This window comes from Pantoea sp. X-Soil-ISGK-421 (assembly GCF_059730785.1).
In genome coordinates, this window is the sequence record NZ_AP035981.1 from 74,392 (window position 1) to 97,445 (window position 23,054).

The window sequence follows — 23,054 nt, forward strand, 5'->3', positions numbered from 1 at the left end:
GCTGCCAGGGCGGGCGGGCAGGCTGCGCACTGAATGCCGCGTCAGCGGCATGGAGGCGCCATGAATAGCTGATGCTGGCTGGCGCCGTCAGCCCGGCGTAGCCGGTTACAGGCTCAATGGTGGCGAAAGCCCAACCCCTCCCTTGTATCTAACATAATGTGGTGATTAGCTACCATCACACGAAGCGGAGAGAGCCGGGCCCCTCCCTGAGGACAGTCTGAATTACTGATCCTGCCTGACAGCTTGCGGCCCTACGCTTCACCTTTCACGCCAGCACATTTTGTTGAACGGTTACCGGGAGCATGACTCCGAATGTATAAGGCGAACAGGCGTGACGGTCAATGTGAGAGGAGAATAAAAATGTTCCCTGTAGGCATAGACGTTAGTAAAGACTCGCTCGACCTTTGCATCCTCTATGATGGCATAAAGGGTCGTATACGAACCAAGAAGATAAAAAATGACAACAGTGCAGCAGCCAATATTATCCGCTGGCTTCGACTTCAGCACTGTGGCCCGGAAGACGTTCATCTGATTATGGAAGCAACCGGCGTTTATCATGAACGGTTGGCTCTGTCGCTGCATGAAACTGGCGCATACGTTTCTCTTGCAAATCCGCACCGCAGCCGCGATTTTGCAAAGGGTATGGGTATTCTGACCAAAACGGACAAGGTAGATGCTTACATGCTGGCCTGCTACGCGCTGCTGAAAAAGCCGCACCGATGGCTGCCGCCTTCTGCTGAAGTCATGCATCTCAGTGCGCTTATCCGCAGGCGTGATGCATTGCTGAGTGACGCCGTACGTGAGGAAAACCGGCTCGAAAAATACCAGAGCACGCATACGCCTTCTGACGTGATGAGCTCCTGCATGCGCATGGTGAAACTTCTCCGGGAAGAAGTAAAATTCACTGAGCAGCTGATAAAGGCACACATAAAAGCACATGCAGCGCTACAGCTTGATTATGACCTTCTGACGTCCATCCCGGCCGTCGGCCCACAACTGGGCATGAACATGCTGGTTTTACTGCGTAGTCATGATTTTGAGTCTGCCAGTCAGGCAGCGGCCTTTTTGGGCGTGGTGCCCGTGGAAAAACGATCGGGCACTTCCGTTCGAGGTAAAGCAAAGATGTCTAAAATCGGACCACCGCAGCTACGTGCAAAGCTGTATATGTCCGCCCTCTGTGCCAGACGATGCAATACGCGAATGCGCAACTTTTATGAAGAATTGTGCCTGCGTGGCAAACCTAAGATGGTGGCAATCGGGGCTGTTATGCGAAAGCTGGTTCACTGGTGCTACGGCGTGCTTCATACCGGCAAAGCTTTTGAAAACTTGCCGGCTACATAAGGATTCAAGTCTGATATTGAAATATTAATCACAAAATAGCCCGAGTCTTTGACGTGTGGCGTCACCAATGACAAGGAGATGAAAAGTGATAATTGTATTACGGCAGTTCTAAGCCGTAGCGCTCTGCTCATGCCTGGAAAATGCAGGTCCGAGCTTTAGACAGTTAGCTGCATGTCCGCTGCTAGCGATAAGCGGACGTCAAATGACGGCGACAGGGAATCTCTGCCCCATTAAACATAACAACCCAGCGGCGAATCTTTCATAAGCCGCGCCTATCAGCTTAATAGTTAGCACGATCACAATACCAGCATTTATTGTTAACTAGGTAATAGTAACCTTGGTTATCATTATTCCATCGAAAGCACACAGGCTTTCAACCATACAAACCAAGGATAAAGACCATGAAAACCATTAAAGCTATGTCTATCGCCGCCGTTGCCACTCTTTCACTGATGTCTGCAGCCAGCTTCGCGCAGAGCGTTACCGCAACGTCCCTGACACTGGACGGTGCCGAAGCTAAAATCGCCGCTCAGGCGCAGCAGAACGGTCAGCAGTACAAAATCATTGAGGCCAGCAACGGCAACGTCGTGCACATGACGGCTGAGCTGTACAAATAAGGGATGGTCGCAAAAGGAAGTGCCAGGAAAGGTCGCCCGCGGGCGGCCTTTTTTGTGTTTTAACCCGCCACTCGGGTGAACTGAACATAACATCCCTGCTGCGAAGGCCATCGCAACCGGGGAGTAGAAACGACTAAGACAAGTGTTCAGCCTTTCCTCTTCGGCTGACCTTACCGCCTTTGCGGCCTGCTTCGATCGCGCGCTCAGGGTCATTCCTGAAATTCCCGCCGCTTATCTGACCGCCCTTTCTACCGGCATCTGCCGCACGCTCCGGGTTCTCCGCAAAATTCCCGGCACCGCCTCTACGTCCCGTCATAACGCCTCCAGTTTGAGTTAAGTAAAACCAGATTAAGCATAGCCGCAGCCGTTATATACGGAGCCAACTCAGACATGCTTAACGCCAAAATTGCTATGTCGGACGTGTTCTGCCGTATTTGGGGTAAAAAAAACCCGCTCAGGGCGGGAGAAAATTCGTTACAGAGGAATATCTCTGTACTTATTCAGGCAGCGGAAAACTGTTTAAGTTCCCGACGCGCCAGGCACCCGAATTTAAAATTAGAGTTCTTGCCCGCCCACCGCAGGAGCACTGAGGGCGTTTCTGCGGCGAACGGGGGGTTTACGGCACTTTTTTCCGCGGCTCAAACCCAGAAAAACGCCCCTAATGGCTCCGCTGCGTCTGCATGGCTATAAAGTGAGATCTGTTATCCACCGATTAGTGCATGCTGATGTTGCAAACGTCAGCTCCTGGCACGAAGCGGACTGACATTCAGCCCAATGTCCGCTAAGAGCGAAAAGCGGACAATCAGTTTAAAATTTTTCCCACAACCTTATCTGGATTTGCATGACCTGCCTTGTCATTAGAGGTGAATGCTGATCATCCACTTATGCAGCAAAGGGTATGATTAAACGACAGCCTATAATTATCCCCACACTACTGGTGGGGGAGATTGCATATGTTTGAGGGATTTACACATACTCGGGTCAGCCTTTCAGAAGCAGTGCTCAATGTGCGCTATGGGGGTAGTGGGCCACCTGTTCTGTTATTGCATGGGCATCCTCGTACCCATGTAACCTGGTCAAAAGTGGCTCCCGAGCTAGCCAAATCGTTTACCGTCGTTTGTACTGATTTGAGGGGATTTGGCCAATCGTCAAAGCCCGCTGATCAGCCCGACCATGCTGGTTCTTCTAAAAGAGCTAAAGCAAAAGATTGTATTGAATTGATGAGCCAGCTTGGTTTTGAGCAATTTGCACTTGTTGGGCATGACAGGGGGAGTTACACAGCTTACAGAGCCGCTCTTGACTATCCGGAACGCATCACACAGCTTGCCGTACTTGACTGCATTCCAATACTTGAAGCGCTCAACCGGTGTAATGATAAATTTGCCCGGCAGTGGTATCACTGGTTCTTCTTTGCTCAGCCAGAAAAACCGGAGCGGGCAATACTGGCTGATCCTGACAAGTGGTATGGAGGTCAGCCTGAAACGATGGGTAATGAAGAGTACCTTGAGTTCAGAAAAGCTATTCATGATCCGGAAACTGTACATGGGATGCTCGAAGACTATCGTGCTGGTCTTAGCATTGATAAAGAACATGAGCTCCAGGATCGTCAGAAAGGCAACCTGATTAAGTGTCCAACGCTCTGTTTATGGTCAAAATATGATGATATGGAAGATATATATGGCGACGTATTAGGTATCTGGAAAACCTGGGCGCAGGATGTTAGAGGTAAGGCGATAGCCAGCGGCCACCATATGGCAGAGGAAGCTCCAGAAGAAGTCACAGCTGAACTGCAGCGTTTTCTATTACAACGCTGCTAGTAGCCCATAGATATACTCTTCATTCGCCTAAAGTGATAAGGCCACTTCCGCTTCTGGCACTGAGCCGAACTGCAGCTGGGCGAGGTTCGCTGTGAGCGAGGAGCGGACCTTTTACGTAAAATGGAAGAGTCAGATGAAGGCATCTTGAGTCACCCGATCAAATCAACCGGTATATGACTTAAGATCAGGCGATCTTCAGCTTAAACAGCCGAGATATTGCAACCCGGCCTGAATCGGTTACGTTCACTTCACGGTATCCCTGGGTACGCGTTACCCATTCTTTTTGCAGGAAAAGTGTAAACAGTGCTGAGCCAGCGTCACCGCCGAGATGGAAACGTCTTTCACTCCAGTCCAGACAGCCGCAACAGGGCTTGCGTCGTGTGCGAGAGTTAAGCAAAATGCCCATTTTCTCAAAATGCATTTTGCCGGCTGATGTCAGTACCGAGCCATCTGCTTCAAGCCATTTTTCCTGCAGCATAAATTCATAAATATTGACAGCAAGCTCGCCTGCTAGATGGTCATAGCAGGTGCGTGCGAAACGCAGATTGACCGGCGTACTGGAAACGGGTGCTTTGGAAGTACCCATGGAAACTCCCATCAGGTTTTCCAGCAGTCCGGCGATATGATGGCCCGCAAGGCTGTAATAGCGATGACGCCCCTGCGTCAGGCAAATGACCAGACCGTTCCTGAGAAGCCGGTTCAGATGACCGCTGGTTGTCGAGGCTGCTATGCCAGCCACTACGCTAAGTTCGGTAGCTGTCCATGCGCGCCCGTCCATCAGGGCGCACAGGATACTTACCCTTGACGGGTCAGACAGCGCAGAAGCCACCATTGCCATTGATGTTTCAAGGGCATCATCTGGCTCACTGTCGCGCTTTGTTTTAACGAGGTTCATTCAGAAGGTATGGCCCACTTTTGGGTTACTTCGGCTGCCCGGACATCATCATCCGTAATGAGAATGAGCCGGTTACTGTGATCGCTGTACTGTACCAGAATATTGATGCCGTTCCGGGCAATTGTGTCAGCAATTTCTCCCAGCTCTCCGGGCCGTTCCTGAGGTAATTTTTTTACCAGGGGACGACACACGTTGCAGACTTCAAAACCGGCTTCAGTCAACACTTTGCGAGCTTTATAGCCGTCTTCAACCAGGAAATGTGCGTGCCCGCCTTCAGGTGTGGTAAATACGCCACCGCCTTCAAGTCCCACTCCATTTTCACCCAGTACACTACCCAGTGAACCAAGTGAGCCCGGACTATTTTTGAGAATAACGTGAATGTCATACATGCTGATTTGTTCCCTTATCAGAAGAGTAATCACGAAATACGCTGGCTACGCGTATTCTGTAGAATGAAAAAATCGACTGCTTACCTTCTTTCTGAGCGGCCTGATGCATTACATTTCGCTTCCATCCGGCTACAGACTCCTCATCTTCCCACCACGACAAAGAAAGAATCTTTCCGGGCGTAGTTAGGCTCTGGAAACGCTCAATTGAAATAAAGCCGGGCGTGTCGGATAAGAGAGGCTTCAGCTCCGAAGCGAGCTGAAGATATCTTTCTTGAGCCTCTGGCAGGGCATCTGCCTCAAAAAGTACTGCAATCATGGTCCGCTCCGTTGTTAATTTACGGACAGTTTAATGATGACGAAGGTATGCTGCTTCGGCCGGCACCGAAGTATGCTTGTGCGTTAGCGAAGCCATCGACATGGATAAGCGATGAACAGAAAACTCATAAGTTGAAAGGCGGGACAACATAGAAGGGTTGGTACACACGCAATGTCCGCTTCTGGCACAGAGCGGACACTGATGGCATTAGAAGTATGACAGTGCCATTGTCATACTGGACACAATCGTAATTCTGACCAGACTACGCCAATTGAAATCACTGGAAGAATCATGGACATCCAACTTACCAACGTCACCCCGGACAGCCCAGGATTTGCTGAGTTAAGATCGCAGAGCATGGCTGAAGGATTTAACATGTTACGCCGACTGGAAGATAACTGGCTTAGCGGAAAGAACCGCTTCGATAGACCCGGAGAAAAACTAATTGGGGCTTCTGTAGATGGATTAATCGTTGGCGTTTGTGGACTCAACATCGATCCATATACGCTAAAAACTGGCATCGGACGTCTTCGACATCTCTATGTAGACTCAGGATGGAGAAAAAGGCAGATTGGCAGCGCCCTGCTCAGTGAGATACTTAAGGATTCTGATCACTGGTTTGATTTTATCAACACAAACGCGCCTCCATCAGCATTCACTTTCTACGAACGAGCTGGCTTTGTTGCTTTAACTGGCATAGAAAAAGTCACGCACCATCTATGCCTCAGAGACCCAGCGCGTTGATACAGTCACGTCCTGGATAGACCGCATATTCTGTCCAGTGAAACATTTTTCAGGGACGCCTGCCGGGATACAGCCCTGACGTAACCAAACCGAACCACTTTCAGGCAAATCAGAACCAATACAGTTAAATCCGTGCATCCCTGGACAAACTGCGTTTCTGACCAGGAATGCAGAACGGAAACTGAAACATCTTCAAAAAATCAAAGGAACTGACTGGCCGCTTTGAGCGATGAGCGGAAGTTCGCAATAGAGTCGCCATGGATGTTGCTAGCAATGCCGTGTGTCAATCAATGGGGAGCTGATCATAGCGGGTATAGTAGAGCCTTTTGAAAACTCAACTTTTCGCATTGATTGCCGATAACAAGTACTTAAAAGTGTTTCATCTACCACTACAGGCAGAATTCAATGCGGCATTTACTTTTACCCGATAATGTAGCCGGGTAGAAAATGCGCAGGGAGCGAATGTTCATCATGACGTTTATGTCCAGGTTTAAGTCCCTATTCGTTGAAGAAGATGATTCCGATTACTGGGATAAGAAAGCTGCTGAACTTACATTTCTCGGTGAATTACACCGTGGAAATGTGGTCTTAAGTCTCGATGATCAAAATTTGAGTCTGGCTGAACAGGCACAAAGAGCAGTAGGGCATGTTAATTTCGAAGAGATGCTTATCGCGCTTGATGTCGATACCGGTTATCGGCAGCTCTCAAAAGCCGATATCACTGTTGCGATTGGCATTGGCCTCATGGGTGTAGCAGCGGCATATGCCACAAATCTAAATGCAGAAGCTCTTGAGGAACAAGCCCTCAAGCTTCATGAGAACTTCAAGCCCGATGGCGCTACCAGTCCTCACGACTACAGGAGCGGAGCGAAGCATCGTTACATTTTCGGCCATGATTTCAATCTGGGTCAGAAATTTCCCGAAGGGATGACTTTCGGCGGGGAGCAGGTCGGAGGTAAAAGTCTTTATCAGTTACTTCTGAATTACATAGAAGCCCATTATCCCGGTTCTGGTGTGCTTACTACACATTTTAAGCTTGTCATGCACCTACTGACGCACTATCTGAGTGATCTGCCTACTAACGATGGATTGCCTTTGCCATTCACATCTTTTTTCACTAAATGGAAAGAAAATCCGCTGAACGCGTCTGGATATAGCGCAGAGAACCCCGTGCTTGATGCACTCGGCAGGGAATTTGGCACCATCCATGCCTCAGACATGACTTCTTACGCAGTAATGAAACTGATGATTAAAGGGTATAAAGCTTACACATTCTGGGGTGAGTCCACCTCCGAGCGGGATAAAGATCTGCATGAAGCCCAGATGAGTACTATCGCTTATGGATCTACTCTGCTGATTCAGCTCTTTTTATGTCTTGTTAATGCAGGCAGTGGTGGGGTGGTCGGCACAACAGCTGGTGCGACAAGAATGACAGCAAAATTCAACTATCTAATCGCCGGACCTTTTCTCTGGAATGCATCTAAATCGGTAATCATCATCGGTAAGCAGCACGGCGAGATCATGAAAGATTATGAGGCGTCGATTTCATGTCTTAATGACAGTGAAACCTCATTTGATACTTGGATTAAAACACAATGCACCTGACAAATCATAAAGACAACGCACGCGAAGAGTATCATTTTGAATCATCGCAGGATTACTGCGACCTTGGACATATTGCAAGGGTATCCGATCTGTTGAACCATCGGAGTGATTTCAACGATGCAGATCGTGCCCAACTACTTGCCATAATGGAGCTTGAGAGACTGCGTTATCGGTTTGCTAATGATGAATTGCCTCTTGATAGCTACCAGGCAGAAGTTCAGTCGGTCAGACAGGCACTAATCGATTCTCACAAACGTGAGCCTTTTGATAACGGTAAAGTCGACCGAGCGTTTTATGTTGAACTGAATAAAGGATATGGCTATGTCGGGTAACTCGACTTTAAAAATACTGGGTACAATAGTCGCAGCTGCGGGCACAGCGGCCACAGCCTGGGTTACTGCTACATTAGCGTCACGTAGCCTTGAGGAAAAACGAAAAAGTAAGCTTGACCAAGACAATGAGCTTATTTATAAAAAAATGAAGGACGATAAAAAATGATCGTCATAATATTTCTTTTGATTATTTTAATTGGGGTTTTTGCATTCAGGTTCACCACGCTTGAAGGGAGAAAACAGAATAAGCACAGAGAGATGAAGGAAGCTAAAAAAAAGACATTCAGACCAGGCAAGTAAAGTCGGAATGAAGTAATAGCAAGGTCTCAAATGAAGCAGGATTTCTGGTCAGGGTCACTTTTGTCACGAAGCTACCCTAATGCAAAGTCTAACAGGCAGCTTTGAGCGAAAAGCGGATGCATTGGCTAAATTTCACCAACAAATTGAGCTAAGAATAGCAGTCGAATAGACAAAGTATTAATATCTCGAAAATAGACAACAGGGGGTAAAGGTATGGCAGGTGGGTATTGGGGAAAGGGGCAAAACCCTTACTGGAACTATGATTCTGATGCTGCGTTAAACGACCTGCAAAAACGCATTGCAGAAGGTGAAGCACACAGTGCAAAACTTGAAAACTCGCTTTTAAAGACCCAGGCTGACTCAGATAGACAGGAGATACAACAACAAATTGATGTTGCTGCTAACACGCAAGCTAATTTAAATGTCAAAATAAAAAATCATAAAGAGGCTTTTTTTAAGTTGGCCATTCGCTCAAACACTTTTGTAAGAGTGTTAAACGAAATAATGGAAAAACATCCTGATTTGAAGGATGAAATCCTAGACTTAATTCAAGAAAAAAGAAATGAATGTACAGCTTCAGAGTATAGGGAAAAGTGGTGGAGCTGGGTTAAAAATACAGACATTAAGATAGAACACGAATATCTCAATTTTCCATATGAAGAGCGAGAGCTAAAAAAATAGGCCTTCGCATTGTCTTCTTAGAGTTCTTATCTAATTTCAATTTGGTTCTGTTAAGAATACTTGAGCGATGTCCGCTTCTGGCACAAAACGGACTGACGTAAGGCTTATGTCCGCTAAGAGCGAAGAGCGGACATTATGGCCCGATAAAATTCTGCTATCCCAATACATTGATAACTACCAGATATGTTGAACGACGCAGTTCAGATCTTTAGGTAAATAATCAAATCATAACCTGTTGCGAATCGACAGCATTTCTCGGTATAACCTTCTTAAGGTCTTTATAGATGGGCGCATGTGAACAGGAGACGGATGATGATTTCAAAGGAAAATGCAGAGCATTATTTCTGGGGCGACGATTGCGATGGTTGGTATCTGGTAAACCGTCAGGACATGTTGGTTATTCATGAAAAAATGCCTGCCGGCACTTATGAAAAGCGACACTTTCACTCCGTTTCCAGACAGTTTTTCTTTGTTCTCAATGGTGTTCTATCGATGGAGCTGGAAGGTAAATTGCATAATATCAAAGCCCTGCAGGGGATGGAAATTCCACCGGGAGCAAAGCATCAAGCCAGAAACGACACAAGGTCTTCCGTAGAATTTATTGTAATTTCACATCCGACGACTCGAGGAGATCGTTCTGACCTCCCTTCATCCTGCTGACGACTTATGAACAATTGCTACGGTTTGTCTTAACGTAAGGCCAGCGTACTATGTATTAACCTACCTGAGTGCTTACAACACATGCTTCTGGCACAAAGCAGCTCTATTCAGGGCCATTGAAGCTGACCTCAGGTTAGCCGGTAATATGGGTTTCGCCTGTAGTTTTCCCGGACAGTCTCCTGTAGTTTTTAATGGTCGCGCTGGAAAGGCTGGCTGCCGTATCCACGATGACAAAGCTGAAAGTATTTTCAGTTATAAGGGGACTCAGATCTGTACAGGCAATAAGAAGAGCCTCCACCTTAAGATTTTCCACTACAGACATTAAATTGTTCCACTCTGCCTGTGCATCAGGGTCATGAAAACCTTTCGTTTTAACCCGCCCAATCAGCGATGTGGTCATTTCACGAAGTAGAGATGAATCAATAATCTCTTTGCCAGAAGCCTCTATCCGCGCCTGATAGAAACCCGCATCCAGCGTAGGTTCTGTAGCCAGTACTGCTACCCTGGTGACTTCTGCAGGCAGTGACTTAAGTGCGGTGTCTGCAATATGCAGAAGTGGAATACCAGCGCTCGCCGCTTTCATTTCAGCAAAATAGCAGTGTGCAAGGTTACAGGGAACAGCGATCAGACTCACTTTTGCCCTGACGAGTTCTGAAATACCCTGTTGCAGGGTTGCGATCATCGCATCATCATCAATTTTCTTGCCCGGCCAGAAAGGCGTTGGCAACGAGATGATATGCATTTTAGGGAAATCCATATCATATTCGCCCCGTACCCGACGTGGCAGTCTGTCACCAGCATATCAATGAAGGGGGCTGTGGAGCGGGGTCCCATACCTGCAAGCACACCTATAGAAACAGTCATCGCCAGTGCCTCCTTTCGACATTCTCTTTCCGATTGACCAATTATCGCTGAATGGCTTAAAGAATTACAGATTTATGGTTTTTATGGTTATTTACCTGAGTTAATTATAATTATCGTTTGGCTTCCCGTCAGTGAGAGTATCACGGGTAAGAACACATCCGTGGAATATGCATGTCTAACTGTAACCAGCACAACCATTCAGATGTGTATCCACCGCGTTCTGCTGAGAAACCTTATGATGTCATCCTGGACAAGCTTCGGGCAGAACAGCAACTATGCTGTGAGATAAATTCATAGGATTTAGATTAATGGAAACAGGTATCCGTACCCCTCTCATACATTCTCTCCCTTTAAGCCAGCACAGCGGATGTCATGTCTGGCTGAAGATGGAGTCTTCCCAGCCCACCGGCTCTTTTAAGCTCCGCAGCGCGGGACATGCCTGTTGCTATTATGCCAGTAAGGGCGCTACAGCATTTGTCAGTTCATCCGGTGGAAATGCCGGAATTGCGGTGGCACACAGCGGTCGCAGGCTGGGGCTGCCGGTAACTGTGGTTGTGCCGGAAACCACGTCAGTCAGAGCAAGAAAGCTTATTGAGCAGGAAGGTGCCTTGCTCATTGTGCACGGGAAAGTATGGAGTGAGGCTAACGATTACGCCATGTCACTGGCGACAGAGGACATCATCTATATCCATCCCTTTGATAACCCGCTTTTGTGGGAAGGCATCAGCACAATCGTGGATGAAGTCATCAGTGAGGGTGTGAAACCTGATGCCGTTATTCTGTCCGTCGGCGGCGGTAGCATGCTGTCCGGCATAGCGCTGGGACTGGAAAAACATCAGCTTGGCCACATTCCGGTGTATGCCGTTGAAACCCACGGTACGGCCTCGCTTAATGCCTCGCTTAATGCCAATAAGCTGATGCGTCTTGATAAGGTCAGCGGCATAGCCACAACGCTGGCCGCAAGCCAGGTGTGCGAAAATGCTTTTAACGTGGCCAGCCGACTGAATGTAAGAAGTATGCTGGTTTCTGATGCGGAAGCACTGCATGCTTGCCGGCGCTTTCTCGATGATCATCGCGTACTCACTGAGCCGGCATGCGGAGTATCATTGTCACTCCTGTATGACAACAAAATCAGGTTCACTCCTGCCGACAATGTACTGGTCATTGTTTGCGGCGGGGCATCGATCACGCTGGAAGAGATAGTTGGCTGACAAAAGAATGGAATGATTACTCTGGAGTCTATTCCTGAGAAATGCTGGTGAGCTGCCCGGTTGACCGACGTATGGTGATGTGATGTAAGTATGCTTTGGCGTCAGACGACCAGGAGCGTGCGGGTTACTCTTAGTTAATAGCAGACACTGGCTTTGTAAACATATCCGATGCTGAAGCTGTTAAGGACAGAAGGCCCCTACGTGAGAGCTTATTGCTGGAGTGTCAGTCTTTACGCTGTTAAACAAAGTAGATTGCGAAGCTTTAAGCCCCAAAAAATTTTCAGACCCGTCTGCTAATACAGTAAATCAAGCTGTTCAGGTTCACTGATAAGACGGAGATTTCCCTGGTTGTCCGTATTAAAGAGGGCCTGGTATCGCACTGAATCAATACCCATGACCAGATTATCGAGATCAGTATTGGCAACGCGCACTGAGTGATTTTTCGCCCAGTCTGGCAGGGCATGAATATAATAGGTAAATGTCACATCAGCCATGCCTTTTTTATCTGTCGAGACAGCCTTTAAGCTTCTGACGCGCATGGTTCCATAGCAGAAATCATGATATTTCGTGAATGAAGCCTGGCCGTACGGTGTTAGCTGCCAGATTTTACTGCCTGCTTCCACATGAGCGGTGATAAGGCCGGCATCGACAAGCGCCTCCATTTTTGCATTAATCCAACGGTCAGTACCTGTTCTTATTGAAACCGGCCACTGCTTTTCACCCAGACAAAGAGACTGCCGATTAAGTGACTGCTGTATAAGCTCACGGTACTGACTTTTGTATCCCGCACAACAGCAGAACGACAGGAATAAAAGCAAAAGCCCTGTGATACATTTCAACGAAATTTCTCCATATTCAGAATCTGAAAAGCTTCATTCACTTCATCAAAAGTTTGTTCAGTAAAATAAATCCCTGCTGGCTCCCAGTAAAAAACAGACGTCCCGGGATCGTCGTTATTTTGCTCCAGCCGAAATCGTGAAAACTTTACTCGCGATTTATCGGTAAGATCTCCGCCGCCACCGCTGCCGCCATATTTGTCCGCCCTGATAAGGTAAACCCGCCCTTTATAACGGTGAAGTTCTGTGCCGCTTATCTTAAGGGTGGATGCTGATAGCCTTAGATCGGTCCAGGTAAAGCCATCGTCATCCGGGACCGGTACGATAAGCCAGTTTTTTTCCTGGCTGATAAAGATGTTGAGAGTTTCACTGGGATGAGAAGTATTATTGTCGTAAGTCGCGGAAAAGACGGTGTCTGGTATGCCATCACCATTCAAATCAATGCTGTTCAGCCCCTTTTTCAGGTAAATATGGGTGTCTGCCTGTAATGAAGCCGGAAGGCTTATCAGAATGGCTGTCAGTATTATAAAAGGCATCTTCAGGTTCAAAATTTCCGCACCAGTCTGAAGCCAGTGTCCGGCAGGGCGTAGCCGGCACTGTGCGTGTCGCAGCTGGTCAGACTGCCCGTATGCAACAAGAAGCTGCCGCCGCAAAAATAGTACATTTTCACACCGGAAAGGGTGTCGAAAGCATCAACCCATTCCGAAACGTTACCGCTCATGTCATACAGACCGAGCGCATTGGGCCGCAGGCTTTTCACCCGGACAGTGCCGAAATGCGGATCGTTGAAGTCAGGGAACCAGGCGACAGCATTTGCGTTGTTGCTGCCAGCAAATCTGAAACCATACGAGCCATTTTCCAGTCCGGCCCTTCCTCCACGGGCGGCAACCTGCCATTCCTCGGCCGTGGGTAAGCGGTAACCATTAGCCCGGGCATCCTGGGTAAATTCATAACGGGAACTGTCGCGTGCCGGGACGCCCTTATTATTGAGATAGACCGGTCTCAGCCCCGCCTTTTCATTCAGGGCATTTGCAAAAATTACCGTATCTGACCATTCGACACTGGTAACAGGATGTGCACCGTTATCTGTATCCGCCGGCCGGCAGTCCTCGTAAGCGGCCCCATTACATCCGACACCGAATACATAACCACGCTCTACAGCCCATTCGTGAACATCTGAGTAAAGCCGGTAGGTGATTTCAGTACGCATGATCCAGAAGGTATTCAGCGTGATGTTGGCGTGTGCTGCATAGTCATGTTGGCCAAAAACGTTACCGGCATAATATCTCCCCCCGGCAACCACGATTTCATCAGGGGATTGTGTTGCAGCGGCAAAGAAGGAAAAGACAGTTAGCAGGCAGAAGAGTTTATTTTTCACAGAGCCATCCTGGCTGACTAAAATGTTCATTCATATGGCTGGTTTCCAACGTAGCCAGACTATAGCAACGTTATATGCCTAAAGGTAAGAATATTAGGCAGGTAAGATCTGGAGCTTCTTTTCAGCCCCCTTGTACTGACTGGCAAAGGCAGTACGCCGTAATTTTAACAGCGTCTTCGCCCACAACTTGAAAATGCCATGAAAGGTTTGTCACAGACGTTCTGCTAACGTCCGCTTCTGGCACAGAACGGACTGATAATCTGGCTGATGTCCGTTGGGAGCTTTTAGTTAAGGGGGTAATAATCAGCACAGTTGTGTCAATAAAAGGGCAATATATCAGAGCGTGCAGGCTTACTTTCTTAACTGGTCTTCTCCGGGTTGGTGAAGTCACATATTCCTGGTTGCGATATGAAAAGATTGCTTTCACTACTTTTAATGGGACCTAAAAATTAGTTAACAGTCTCTTTTTATACGGTGTCTATTGTGTTTATTATTCAGACAGCAAGGGAGGAGTTTACAATTAGATATTTTATTATGGGGTTGTTGTCAGGAAACCTACAATTATTAGCAGGTTGCGCTTGTAGTTACAGGTTAGTAGTATGTTCCCGCTTAAAATTTATTAAAATGCGTATTATTTCATTTAAACTTTAAGGAAAAAAATGAAGTCGGGTTATTATTATATTTGTAATAATTCATTCCTGGGGATGGTAGTCCATCAAAAAGGTTGCAAAAATCTCCGGGAAAATGAAAAAACATTTCTTGGGACGTTTTACGGTTATTCCCATGCTATGGTCATAGCCAGGCAGCGTTACCCTGAAGTTGACCAGTGCCAGGAGTGTATGAAATTGAAGAATAACACCCGTGAATCACCAGCAGAGGAGAACTCAGATAAATTTTTGAGTTCCAGTAAGAGGCCTGAAGCCAGCCCCACTAAAGTGCATATTTCTGAATTAAAGACTAAAAGTACACGTCATATTAAACGCGTCCCGAGAAAGCACTCATCGCCTGTTTTCTGATTCAGAAAAGCATGCCATCCTCCTTGTAAATATGAGAGAGCATGGCTTCATCTCGTTTCAGCAAAAGTACCATATATTTGTAGAGATATTTACCTGATCGCGGCGGCGCATCTACGCCATGTTTCAGGTTTAGAAATTCAATCGATCTGAACATCACACCTTTACTAAGAGATGAAATTATATCACCCAGGGTTGTTTAAACGATTGTTAGCTAATTATTTAAACGCATTCAGCCCGCAATGCGGTATTCACTCTGAGCTGCGTGGCGCAGCATGACGTGAGCCAGAGTCTGCTGCACCTGATGAGCCGCTGTGTTTTTACCAGCCTGCAGCGGGTCATACAAACCAGATCGGAGCTGAGTCTGTTAATTATTATTGTTCAGGCTAAAGGCTGACTAAGTAAAGGGTTGCCTCGCTAGTGTCAATCCTTATGCTTAGAACTTCTGCTATAGGGTTAATAGGGAGGTTTATTGTATGAAAGATGAAGAGTTTAAGCGAAAAACGGAGAAAGCCTTTGCGCTGTTAAGGGAAAGGGGTTTGCGTAAAAAAAATCGTATACCGATAACTTACCGGCTGCTGTGGTCGGTGGGCATAAAGAAACGTCCCGCACTTTTTGACAGCTTCGGCCGTAATGCGTGCTTTCTCGGGGTTTATTTTGCAATGATGTATGGAGGTATTATGTGGTTTGTCAGCTGGCGCCCACAGGGAATGAACCCGAGTACCAGCCTGATATCTTCGCTGTTAGCTGGCCTGTTCTATGGACTTTGCATGGCGGCTGTATTCAGATCGCGTCGTAAATCACAGGACCTCCCGGACTGGGAACAGTTGTAATTATTCGCGCCGAACCTGCAATGAAACGCCTGCCGCTCTGCGGCTGGCCGGTTTCTGATGTTCAACGCACCTCACTGCCACCGATCCTGAGAGAGCCCAGCTTTTACATAACTGCACTGGAAATAAATTTTAAAACCGGGTCGTTTACTCAGAGCTGGACGGAGCCTGCTGAAACATGTATTCGGCTACCTTTTCCGTTATACGCGTTTCTAATTGCGAATAAATTAGTATAAGTAGCCGAATATCAGGCATATGTTGATATTACTTTTCAAGCCACTGACTAATATTTTTTGTCATGATGGAACGAGTTGATGAATAAAGCAGATGCAGGGATTGTAATATTTGATATTGATGGCACGCTGACCGACAGCGTTGCGCAACATCAGCGTGCATTCGAAATCGCCTTACGCACCTTTTCTTTCCCCAACCTCAGAACAAACTGGAGCGACTACACCCACCACACGGATAGCGCTATTTTCGAAGAAGCCTGGGAAGAGGCGCATTATGAAGGTCACCCTGATTTACCCGAGCTGGAGTACCAGTATCACTGTGCGCTTGAGCATGAAATTGCATTGAGACCTTTTACTGAAATTAACGGTGCCGCTTTTTTCCTGCAGTGGTTAAAGGATCATTCATGGAGCGTTGTTTTCGCCACTGGCAGCCTGCGGTTTGGTGCCGTGAAAAAACTGGCGGCAGTAGGCGTGGACGCTGAAAGGGTTGATTTAGTTACCGCATCAGAGTTCAGGACTCGCGAAGAGATCGTGCGGGAAGCTATTCGTCAGGGTAGTGAAAAATTTCCAGCTGCACATAAGCATTCGTTGATTTCAATAGGCGATGGATTATGGGACTTAAAAACTGCTTACAATCTCAACCTGCCATTTATAGGCATTGGACGCGGCGTTAAGGCTAAAGTGCTGACGGATTCAGGTGCTCCGGTGTTTGACGATTTTATCCACCTGATGAACAATGGAATTGGTTTATTCAGATAGAAGAAAGTCCTGTACGCGTGGCAAGGTCAGCTATTTACTCAAAGCGGACATGTGCTGTAAGAATACCCAAACTGTCTCACCGGGATATTCTCCGGTCAGACCATTTGATTAGCCCTCATTATTCGTGGTTTTGACCGGCAGAGAATGACTCAAAGCTAACATAATAATTTGTACGTAATCGCAGAATCATCCGCCATCTGTAGTCAGCTAAACATCAGCGACTGATGCGCGGCGGCGCCAGTGCGTGCGCCGTCACCCACCGCGATTGCGACATTGCCTGCGCCTATCGCCGCATCTCCACAGGCAAATATCCCGGAGACGTTTGTTTCACGCATCGCATCGACCTTTATAAACTCACCTGTCGGCCCGGCTTCAAACTCACAACCGAGTTGCGCCGCTAATGAGCTGGCCATGTGCGTCCGAGGCTGAGTGAAGAGTCCTGCAAGTTTTATCACGCGACCGCTGGCGAGCGTCACATCGGCTTGTTCTCCGCCGACCGACAAGACTGGTTCGGCCTCCACAATAACCCCACGCCTGTCCAGATTTACAAGCTGATCGCCGTCCGGCTCGAATACTTCGTTGAGAAAGAGTGTTGTTGGCCCCCAGTCGGGTAGCATCAACGCATGATGAATGGCCAGAGGCGATGCCGCCAAAACGCCAATCGGTCCACCGTCCAATTCATATCCGTGGCAATATGGACAATGAAACACTCGCTGGCCCCATCGTTCTGACAGCCCGGGAATTTCAGGTATTTTGTCCACCACCCCTGTCGCCAGGATAATACGCCGGGTCGCAAAATGTTCACCACTCATTACTGTTACCACGTATCCATCATCGCCCGTCTTAGCGTGGATAGCGGTTTGAGAAATCCATTCTACTGTTGGATAGAGCAGCAACTGAGCTAGTGCCTCGATGGCTATCTCGCCGGGATTACGGCCGTCTTGCCCAAGAAATCCATGTGATTGGCTGGCAAATCGATTTCGGCGCTGGCCTGCATCAATTACCAACACCTTTCGGCGCGCCCGTGCCAGTTGCAGGCCAGCGGAAATACCGGAGTAGCTACCGCCGACAATAATCACGTCATATATCATGAATTAATCTCCTGGTTCTCAGAGCTGTTCGAACAATTCAAGATACAACATAAGTTACATGACATAAAGGTGTCAATTGTCTCGTAACTTATGCTGTATCGAGATATTATGAATGCCAGTAATTTAGGAAACCGATCATCATGAGAAATGACACTCGCTTGTCCCGCATGCTGCACGTATTAATCCATATGGCTCGTCATGACCGGCCCGCCACGTCTGATATCATCGCGCAGATGCTCGGTACCAACCCTGTGGTGATTCGACGAACCATGGCGCTACTCAAGGAAAAGGGGTATGTGCACTCAGAAAAGGGTCACCGTGGAGGGTGGACGCTGGCGAAACCGCTAGCGGATATGACCCTGCTGGACATTCATGAAGCTCTGGGTTCGTCCTCGCTCTTCGCCATCGGTTTGTCAACCGATCACCCGGAATGCTTGGTAGAACAAGCGGTGAACGCAGCCTTGACTGAAGCGTTTGACGCGGCGCAGTCATTACTAATAAGCCGTTTGGGAAGCGTCACGCTTGAACAGCTAGCCATTGATTTCGAACAACGCTATCAGAGTCGTTGAAGCGATGTGATCCACAATTCGGCGTTGCGATTTAACTGACCAAACGCGATATCAATGTCCGCTTCTGGCACTAACAGACATCCCCGGAGCGGTAAATTAGATCTTATTCTCTAATATCTTTTGAAATTGTATAACATCCTCTTTGGGTTGCAGGCCGCAGTGGCTGGCATATGAGTCATACAGTACAGGAAAGTCAGCATGAAACTGGCAGTAATATCAGACATCCATGGGAACCTTCCGGCGCTAAACGCCGTTCTGGCAGACATACAGACTCAGAGTGTCGATCTAATCCTGAACTTAGGAGATATAGTTTCTGGAGGGCTATTTCCGGCAGAAACTGCGGACAGGCTCATGCCCCTCGATATTCCGACTATCAGAGGAAATCACGAACGGCAACTGCTAGAGCAGGATGTTGCAAGCATGAGCCTGTCCGACAGGCATGCCTTTGAGCACCTTCGCGCACAACACTGGCACTGGCTTAAAAACCTGCCGGCAGAGCTGACCATCAATAATGACGTCTTAATGGTGCACGGAGTACCAGGGAACGACCGCATTTATCTTCTCGAAGAAGTTACTGCTAGAGGTGTGCGACCTTCGTCTGAAGCGCGGGTTTTATCGCTTGTGGCTGACAGAAATGCATCATTGATCCTTTGCGGGCACACGCATATTCCCCGGCAGTTGCGTCTGGCTGACGGTCGCCTTATCGTCAACCCCGGCAGCGTGGGGCTTCAGGCATATGATGATGATAAGCCCCGCTCGCATGTGATGGAAAGTGGTTCGCCCCATGCGCGTTATGCAATTGTGGAGCGTCAAAATGGAGAATGGAATGTGGATTTTAAAGCGATTGATTATGACTGGGAGTCGGCCGCCTCAGTTGCGTTTAAACATAATCGGCCCGACTGGGTAAATGCTCTCAGGACAGGTCGAATGTAGAACCTGCTCAGCATTGTCACTGCCATTAAATGCGTTGCTTTATATACGTCAGCACCCGGCAACAAGCCCCCTAAATTAACCTCGTACGGTCAGCTTTGAGCGAACAGCGGATATTGAGAGAAAAGGTTTTTAGTCGCATGAGCTGATTGAATCTCACGAGACGCCACAAAACCTTTTTATGGCTAAAGCGAAAACGGACCAGGATTAGTGGTCGTGATTTAGTTTAATTCCGCAATGGCGTTCAGGTCAGCGAGGGGTGCAGTGGACCCAGCTGCGAGATCAACCTTATCCCTGGCGGCGCAGCAATCACATCTGGAATGCGGTTAACCATGCAAGATGCCGAGGTATGTACGCCGTCGGCGCGGTCAATGCGAATTTTGGAGGGTGGCCTGCCATCAACGGCCCACGTCATGTTTTCAGACTCGCCTTGCGCGAGGAGGCGCAGTTCAATGTGCGCGCTTGCCGAAGGCCCTTCAACGGTTTCAACAGACGCGATGATGCGAAGACCAAGCGTGGTGCCGGGCTCCAGAAACCGGTTAAGAATCTGACACCATACTGGCCGATCGGACAGTACTGGCTCCCGTACCTCGCTCACCTTTTTTATTGTAAAACCAAGCGCATACATCACATGCGCCGGAATGCCTTTATATAACTCTCCCAGCTGTCCGGGCACCCTGGTGACTTTTTCCAGAAACTCCGCTTGCGTCATGTCAACGCCATAGGCGCGCATCATGCGTTCGTTCGCCACTTCTGCGTTTGTCAGGCTGCGATGCGTGAGCGAGCGGAGTTCGGTACAGGGTCCTGCAATCAGCAATCCCGCCCAGATGCGAGAGAAGTCCCAAATGCCCGTCCCGGTGAAAGTAACCGCGTTGCTTTTGGCCAGAGCATCGATTTTTCCGGCTAAGTCAGGATCGGCGCCTTGCGGAAAATAGGACTCTGAGCCGTGGCAGATGACATTGATGCCAGCGCCCAGCAGGCGTTGATAAGCCGCAAAGTTGAGGCTCAGCCTCTCTGTCTGCACCACCAGCGCGATGTCCACATCTATGGCCGCATAGTCGGCAGTTTCACAGTCCTGGACGATGATGCCCAAATCTTCGTTTAGTCCGGCGAGCCGTCCCAAATCCGCGCCAATCTTAGGGCCAGCCCGGTTAACTGCCGCAACGATTGGCCAGCCTTTTTTTACCAGAATGCGCACAGCTTCCATCCCGTAGTATCCGACTCCATAAATCATGACTCTGGGCCTGAATCGTGCTGGGTCTTTTGCAGCGGCGCCGTAGACAATGCTCATAAAGATGCCTCTAGAAAATGGGCCTGAAGGTGAAGCCTGACGTTCCTTATGCAAGTCCATCGATAAATGAAGAGATAACCGAAACGCAGCTTCGCCGCTCTGGCAAAGGAAATAACCGATAAATCCGCAGTCGGCTTATCCCGATAAAATGACAGCGATCAGCGAACGATTCAACGGTGCATTTTAATAATGACCGAGAACGCCAATACCCGCTATTGGCACACAGCGGACATAATGTTTCTTAAAATCCCTACTTAATGTGATTCTGGCGGGCGAGCAGTGCGCAGCTGGCCTTCTGAATGACGCGTCAGCGTCATGGAGGCGCCAGATGACGTCACATATAACTCGGATGGCAAACGGCGCCGTACGCCCGGCGTAGCCGGTTTCTGACCTATATATTTTGCAAGCCCATCCCTCGCCCTGCTTAGCCTAACCCAGCTACTAACAATGAAGAAGTTTATGTAACCCCTTTCACCCCGGTGAGCGGGCTTTACGGCGCTTGCGACGTGAAGTGCGTGATTTCCGGGGACTTGGCGGCGGCAGCTTGCTGCTGACGCTTAGGGGGGTGTTAGTCATAACTTTCAGCAACAGTCACTGAACTTAACACGGTAGCTGCCAGACGCTGTTTAAGCAGCGGCCTTTCAGGCGCGAATTAGCTTGACGGTCGCAGACGAAAGATACGTACCGCAGGGCTCAGTCTTACCGCTACCCAAATCTAAAGTTACAACATCCATCTATAAAGCGACCCTGTTCCGGCCCTCTGGGCCGGGGCGGCGGCGCTTTTCAGGGTGGGTTTCGCTCGGTATTGAGATAAGCACGATTTTCATGGCTTCAGGTTTACTGGAGGTGAATGTTGTAACTAGTGTTTGTTGCCCGCAATTTTGCGGGAGCTACCTTCAGACGCAAAGCGGCTGTACCGAACCGGCGCGAACGTGAGTTCGCTGCGAGGGCGGGCATTAATTTGTCCACAGGGCGCAGCCGTATAGGTTTTAGTTTTAAAGGTAAGTAACTACGGATCTTTAAAAGAAGGTAGTTCTGGTTTTTAAAAGGATCATCGCGGTTTGTAAAAAGTCCGGATAGCAGTTAACCGGCTATTCGGTCAGGAGATTATTTTAATACCCTCTCGCGGTTTATGTGGATAACTCAGAAACGCTTAGGTGCGTAACCTCAACGTCGCTGCTCCGGTGAATTTATGGGCTGGGTTTGACCTGGACTTATGGAGGCTGTCAGCGAAAAGTGGATGATATTCATACGGAAGGTGAATAACAAGCGAGCGTGGGCCTCCGGCGCAAACCGGATAGCTGAAAGAGAGGGTGTGAAGATAAAAAGCGGCCTTCTGGCCGGTTTGCGGACACGGGTAAGCCGGCGCCAAAGCGCCAGTCATTCAAACAGAGGAGGTCAGAAACGCGTCAGGTGGTAACCAGCTGGTCGTCATCAAGCCGCGCATAATGGCCACGCGATATCTTCATACGCTCCGTCACGCGGCGCTCGATTTCAGCTTTCACCGCGTCCAGGCCGCCAAAGAAACGGCCGTTCACGATATCTTTATTCAGCTGAGTGCGGACCAGCTGCTCAATGTCTTTACGGGTGCGCGGTGCGTCTTTACGCGCACGGTGACGTTTCATGCCGTGTTCGCGGCGCGACTTCTGGTACTCGCGGAAGCGTTCGCGCACGAATGCCCAGGCGGCATTGATGAGTTCACCGGCGTCTGCACGCGGTAACCCCTTCTTCTCACGCTGCCGGTTTTCCCACTCGATACGGCTGCGGCGTGCGGCTGCAACGGCTTCCTCCGACACGTCCAGCACCTGCCACATCAGCGGCGTGAAGGTGATATCAGTCGGAATGTTGCAGCCAATATCTTTATCATACTCGGTGTTGTAGGTGATGAGCTTCAGCTGCTCAAGCGTATGGCAGGCACCCGTGAATCGGGTGATCGAGAGACGTTTTTTCTCCGTGGCCAGACCGCAGCGGATGCTCATAGTCGTGAGCGAGGCGCCCACGCGGTTGGCCAGCGGATTAAGATACCAGCACATTGCCTGAAGTGTTGCTTCCAGCGCGCGCATGCGGAGCTTTGGTGGCCGGCGTTTGCGTTCACCACGGGCGATCGACATCGCAACCAGCATCTGGAATTCTACGCGTTGCGTAAAACCCACCGCCTTCTCACGAATTTTTTCGCAGAACGGCAGCGTTTTCTTTCCTTTCTCCGGAATAAATTCAGGATTCGGATTCTTTACCTGCCGGTAAAATGAAGTGTTTTCAGATACCTGTTCAGTCACGCCTTCCTGCGCTTATGTTGCACAGAAGGAGTACGCACAGAAGGTATTGCAGTTTTCCGGGCATAAAACTATACTC

At 48.7% G+C, this 23,054-nt stretch carries 26 protein-coding genes; 14 read left to right on the forward strand and 12 right to left on the reverse strand.

Annotation, left to right across the window (positions count from 1 at the left end; all coding sequences use genetic code 11):
• The first annotated feature begins 360 nt into the window (after nucleotides 1-360).
• Nucleotides 361-1,341 carry an IS110 family RNA-guided transposase gene (locus tag AC6I8K_RS22940; protein WP_483818578.1) on the forward strand — a complete coding sequence of 327 codons (981 nt, stop codon included), beginning with the start codon at nucleotides 361-363 and terminating at the stop codon, nucleotides 1,339-1,341.
• A gap of 401 nt (nucleotides 1,342-1,742) precedes the next feature.
• On the forward strand, nucleotides 1,743-1,958 hold the full coding sequence (locus tag AC6I8K_RS22945; protein WP_483818579.1) for a YdgH/BhsA/McbA-like domain containing protein: 216 nt from the start codon (nucleotides 1,743-1,745) through the stop codon (nucleotides 1,956-1,958).
• A 133-nt stretch (nucleotides 1,959-2,091) separates the two neighbouring features.
• On the opposite strand, the gene AC6I8K_RS22950 is transcribed toward AC6I8K_RS22945, so the two are convergent.
• Entirely contained in the window at nucleotides 2,092-2,274 is a 183-nt protein-coding gene (locus tag AC6I8K_RS22950) for a con-10 family general stress protein (RefSeq protein WP_483818580.1), read from the reverse strand.
• A gap of 637 nt (nucleotides 2,275-2,911) precedes the next feature.
• On the opposite strand from AC6I8K_RS22950, the gene AC6I8K_RS22955 reads away from it, so the two are divergent.
• Nucleotides 2,912-3,775, forward strand: a complete 864-nt coding sequence (locus tag AC6I8K_RS22955; RefSeq protein ID WP_497827729.1) for an alpha/beta fold hydrolase — start codon at nucleotides 2,912-2,914, stop codon at nucleotides 3,773-3,775.
• A 184-nt stretch (nucleotides 3,776-3,959) separates the two neighbouring features.
• Here AC6I8K_RS22955 and AC6I8K_RS22960 read toward each other — a convergent pair whose 3' ends face one another.
• From AC6I8K_RS22960 to AC6I8K_RS22970, 3 genes are read right to left on the reverse strand one after another with little or no spacing between them, the layout of a single operon-like run.
• The gene (locus AC6I8K_RS22960) at nucleotides 3,960-4,670 is read right to left on the reverse strand and encodes an ArsR/SmtB family transcription factor (RefSeq protein ID WP_497827730.1); all 711 of its coding nucleotides are present in this window, start codon (nucleotides 4,668-4,670) and stop codon (nucleotides 3,960-3,962) included.
• Nucleotides 4,667-5,059, reverse strand: coding sequence for an amino acid-binding protein (locus AC6I8K_RS22965; protein ID WP_497827731.1), 393 nt, complete (start codon nucleotides 5,057-5,059; stop codon nucleotides 4,667-4,669). Before AC6I8K_RS22965 ends, AC6I8K_RS22960 begins: the two co-directional genes overlap by 4 nt.
• Nucleotides 5,052-5,375, reverse strand: a complete 324-nt coding sequence (locus tag AC6I8K_RS22970; protein ID WP_079970346.1) for an antibiotic biosynthesis monooxygenase family protein — start codon at nucleotides 5,373-5,375, stop codon at nucleotides 5,052-5,054. The genes AC6I8K_RS22965 and AC6I8K_RS22970 overlap by 8 nt, the downstream gene beginning before the upstream one ends.
• 291 nt (nucleotides 5,376-5,666) lie before the next feature.
• On the opposite strand from AC6I8K_RS22970, the gene AC6I8K_RS22975 reads away from it, so the two are divergent.
• The 6 genes from AC6I8K_RS22975 to AC6I8K_RS23000 all read left to right on the forward strand — a co-directional run bounded on the left by AC6I8K_RS22975 (nucleotide 5,667) and on the right by AC6I8K_RS23000 (nucleotide 9,697).
• Nucleotides 5,667-6,119, forward strand: a complete 453-nt coding sequence (locus tag AC6I8K_RS22975; protein ID WP_483818588.1) for a GNAT family N-acetyltransferase — start codon at nucleotides 5,667-5,669, stop codon at nucleotides 6,117-6,119.
• A 462-nt stretch (nucleotides 6,120-6,581) separates the two neighbouring features.
• Nucleotides 6,582-7,724, forward strand: a complete 1,143-nt coding sequence (locus AC6I8K_RS22980) for a hypothetical protein (RefSeq protein WP_483818589.1) — start codon at nucleotides 6,582-6,584, stop codon at nucleotides 7,722-7,724.
• On the forward strand, nucleotides 7,715-8,056 hold the full coding sequence (locus AC6I8K_RS22985) for a hypothetical protein (RefSeq protein ID WP_497827732.1): 342 nt from the start codon (nucleotides 7,715-7,717) through the stop codon (nucleotides 8,054-8,056). Before AC6I8K_RS22980 ends, AC6I8K_RS22985 begins: the two co-directional genes overlap by 10 nt.
• Nucleotides 8,046-8,222, forward strand: coding sequence for a hypothetical protein (locus tag AC6I8K_RS22990; RefSeq protein WP_483818591.1), 177 nt, complete (start codon nucleotides 8,046-8,048; stop codon nucleotides 8,220-8,222). The genes AC6I8K_RS22985 and AC6I8K_RS22990 overlap by 11 nt, the downstream gene beginning before the upstream one ends.
• A 347-nt stretch (nucleotides 8,223-8,569) precedes the next feature.
• Nucleotides 8,570-9,037, forward strand: coding sequence for a hypothetical protein (locus AC6I8K_RS22995; protein WP_483818592.1), 468 nt, complete (start codon nucleotides 8,570-8,572; stop codon nucleotides 9,035-9,037).
• Nucleotides 9,038-9,349: 312 nt separating this feature from the next.
• Nucleotides 9,350-9,697: a cupin domain-containing protein gene (locus tag AC6I8K_RS23000; protein ID WP_483818666.1), complete on the forward strand. Its 348-nt coding sequence runs from the start codon at nucleotides 9,350-9,352 to the stop codon at nucleotides 9,695-9,697.
• 133 nt (nucleotides 9,698-9,830) lie between these two features.
• Here AC6I8K_RS23000 and AC6I8K_RS23005 read toward each other — a convergent pair whose 3' ends face one another.
• Nucleotides 9,831-10,454 carry an aspartate/glutamate racemase family protein gene (locus AC6I8K_RS23005; protein ID WP_497827733.1) on the reverse strand — a complete coding sequence of 208 codons (624 nt, stop codon included), beginning with the start codon at nucleotides 10,452-10,454 and terminating at the stop codon, nucleotides 9,831-9,833.
• 415 nt (nucleotides 10,455-10,869) lie between these two features.
• Here AC6I8K_RS23005 and AC6I8K_RS23010 point away from each other — a divergent pair, with 415 nt between their 5' ends.
• Nucleotides 10,870-11,772 carry a pyridoxal-phosphate dependent enzyme gene (locus AC6I8K_RS23010; protein ID WP_483818594.1) on the forward strand — a complete coding sequence of 301 codons (903 nt, stop codon included), beginning with the start codon at nucleotides 10,870-10,872 and terminating at the stop codon, nucleotides 11,770-11,772.
• Nucleotides 11,773-12,065: 293 nt separating this feature from the next.
• On the opposite strand, the gene AC6I8K_RS23015 is transcribed toward AC6I8K_RS23010, so the two are convergent.
• The 3 genes from AC6I8K_RS23015 to AC6I8K_RS23025 are packed head-to-tail and all read right to left on the reverse strand — an operon-like array spanning nucleotide 12,066 to nucleotide 13,986.
• A complete protein-coding gene (locus AC6I8K_RS23015) occupies nucleotides 12,066-12,611 on the reverse strand; it encodes an SEN1982 family lipoprotein (RefSeq protein ID WP_483818595.1) in 546 nt (181 codons plus the stop codon).
• Nucleotides 12,608-13,156 carry a carbapenem self-resistance protein CarG family protein gene (locus AC6I8K_RS23020; RefSeq protein WP_483818596.1) on the reverse strand — a complete coding sequence of 183 codons (549 nt, stop codon included), beginning with the start codon at nucleotides 13,154-13,156 and terminating at the stop codon, nucleotides 12,608-12,610. The genes AC6I8K_RS23015 and AC6I8K_RS23020 overlap by 4 nt, the downstream gene beginning before the upstream one ends.
• Nucleotides 13,153-13,986, reverse strand: a complete 834-nt coding sequence (locus AC6I8K_RS23025; protein ID WP_483818597.1) for an SUMF1/EgtB/PvdO family nonheme iron enzyme — start codon at nucleotides 13,984-13,986, stop codon at nucleotides 13,153-13,155. The genes AC6I8K_RS23020 and AC6I8K_RS23025 overlap by 4 nt, the downstream gene beginning before the upstream one ends.
• Nucleotides 13,987-15,475: 1,489 nt before the next feature.
• On the opposite strand from AC6I8K_RS23025, the gene AC6I8K_RS23030 reads away from it, so the two are divergent.
• Both AC6I8K_RS23030 and AC6I8K_RS23035 read left to right on the forward strand, forming a co-directional pair.
• Nucleotides 15,476-15,832: a DUF6404 family protein gene (locus tag AC6I8K_RS23030; protein WP_483818598.1), complete on the forward strand. Its 357-nt coding sequence runs from the start codon at nucleotides 15,476-15,478 to the stop codon at nucleotides 15,830-15,832.
• Between the two features lie 311 nt (nucleotides 15,833-16,143).
• On the forward strand, nucleotides 16,144-16,821 hold the full coding sequence (locus AC6I8K_RS23035; RefSeq protein ID WP_483818599.1) for an HAD family hydrolase: 678 nt from the start codon (nucleotides 16,144-16,146) through the stop codon (nucleotides 16,819-16,821).
• A gap of 203 nt (nucleotides 16,822-17,024) precedes the next feature.
• Here AC6I8K_RS23035 and AC6I8K_RS23040 read toward each other — a convergent pair whose 3' ends face one another.
• Nucleotides 17,025-17,912, reverse strand: coding sequence for an NAD(P)/FAD-dependent oxidoreductase (locus AC6I8K_RS23040; protein WP_497827734.1), 888 nt, complete (start codon nucleotides 17,910-17,912; stop codon nucleotides 17,025-17,027).
• A 140-nt stretch (nucleotides 17,913-18,052) separates the two neighbouring features.
• Here AC6I8K_RS23040 and AC6I8K_RS23045 point away from each other — a divergent pair, with 140 nt between their 5' ends.
• Nucleotides 18,053-18,481: an Rrf2 family transcriptional regulator gene (locus tag AC6I8K_RS23045; protein WP_483818601.1), complete on the forward strand. Its 429-nt coding sequence runs from the start codon at nucleotides 18,053-18,055 to the stop codon at nucleotides 18,479-18,481.
• 198 nt (nucleotides 18,482-18,679) lie between these two features.
• Nucleotides 18,680-19,414, forward strand: coding sequence for a metallophosphoesterase family protein (locus AC6I8K_RS23050; RefSeq protein ID WP_483818602.1), 735 nt, complete (start codon nucleotides 18,680-18,682; stop codon nucleotides 19,412-19,414).
• Between the two features lie 241 nt (nucleotides 19,415-19,655).
• Here the strand turns inward: AC6I8K_RS23050 and AC6I8K_RS23055 are convergent, their stop codons facing one another.
• From AC6I8K_RS23055 to tap, 3 genes are all read right to left on the reverse strand, one after another.
• A complete protein-coding gene (locus tag AC6I8K_RS23055) occupies nucleotides 19,656-20,702 on the reverse strand; it encodes an NAD(P)H-dependent amine dehydrogenase family protein (protein ID WP_497827735.1) in 1,047 nt (348 codons plus the stop codon).
• Between the two features lie 1,409 nt (nucleotides 20,703-22,111).
• A complete protein-coding gene (gene repA, locus AC6I8K_RS23060; RefSeq protein ID WP_497827736.1) occupies nucleotides 22,112-22,978 on the reverse strand; it encodes a plasmid replication initiator RepA in 867 nt (288 codons plus the stop codon).
• Entirely contained in the window at nucleotides 22,971-23,042 is a 72-nt protein-coding gene (gene tap / locus AC6I8K_RS23065; protein WP_072034413.1) for a RepA leader peptide Tap, read from the reverse strand. Before tap ends, repA begins: the two co-directional genes overlap by 8 nt.
• Nucleotides 23,043-23,054: the final 12 nt, after the last annotated feature.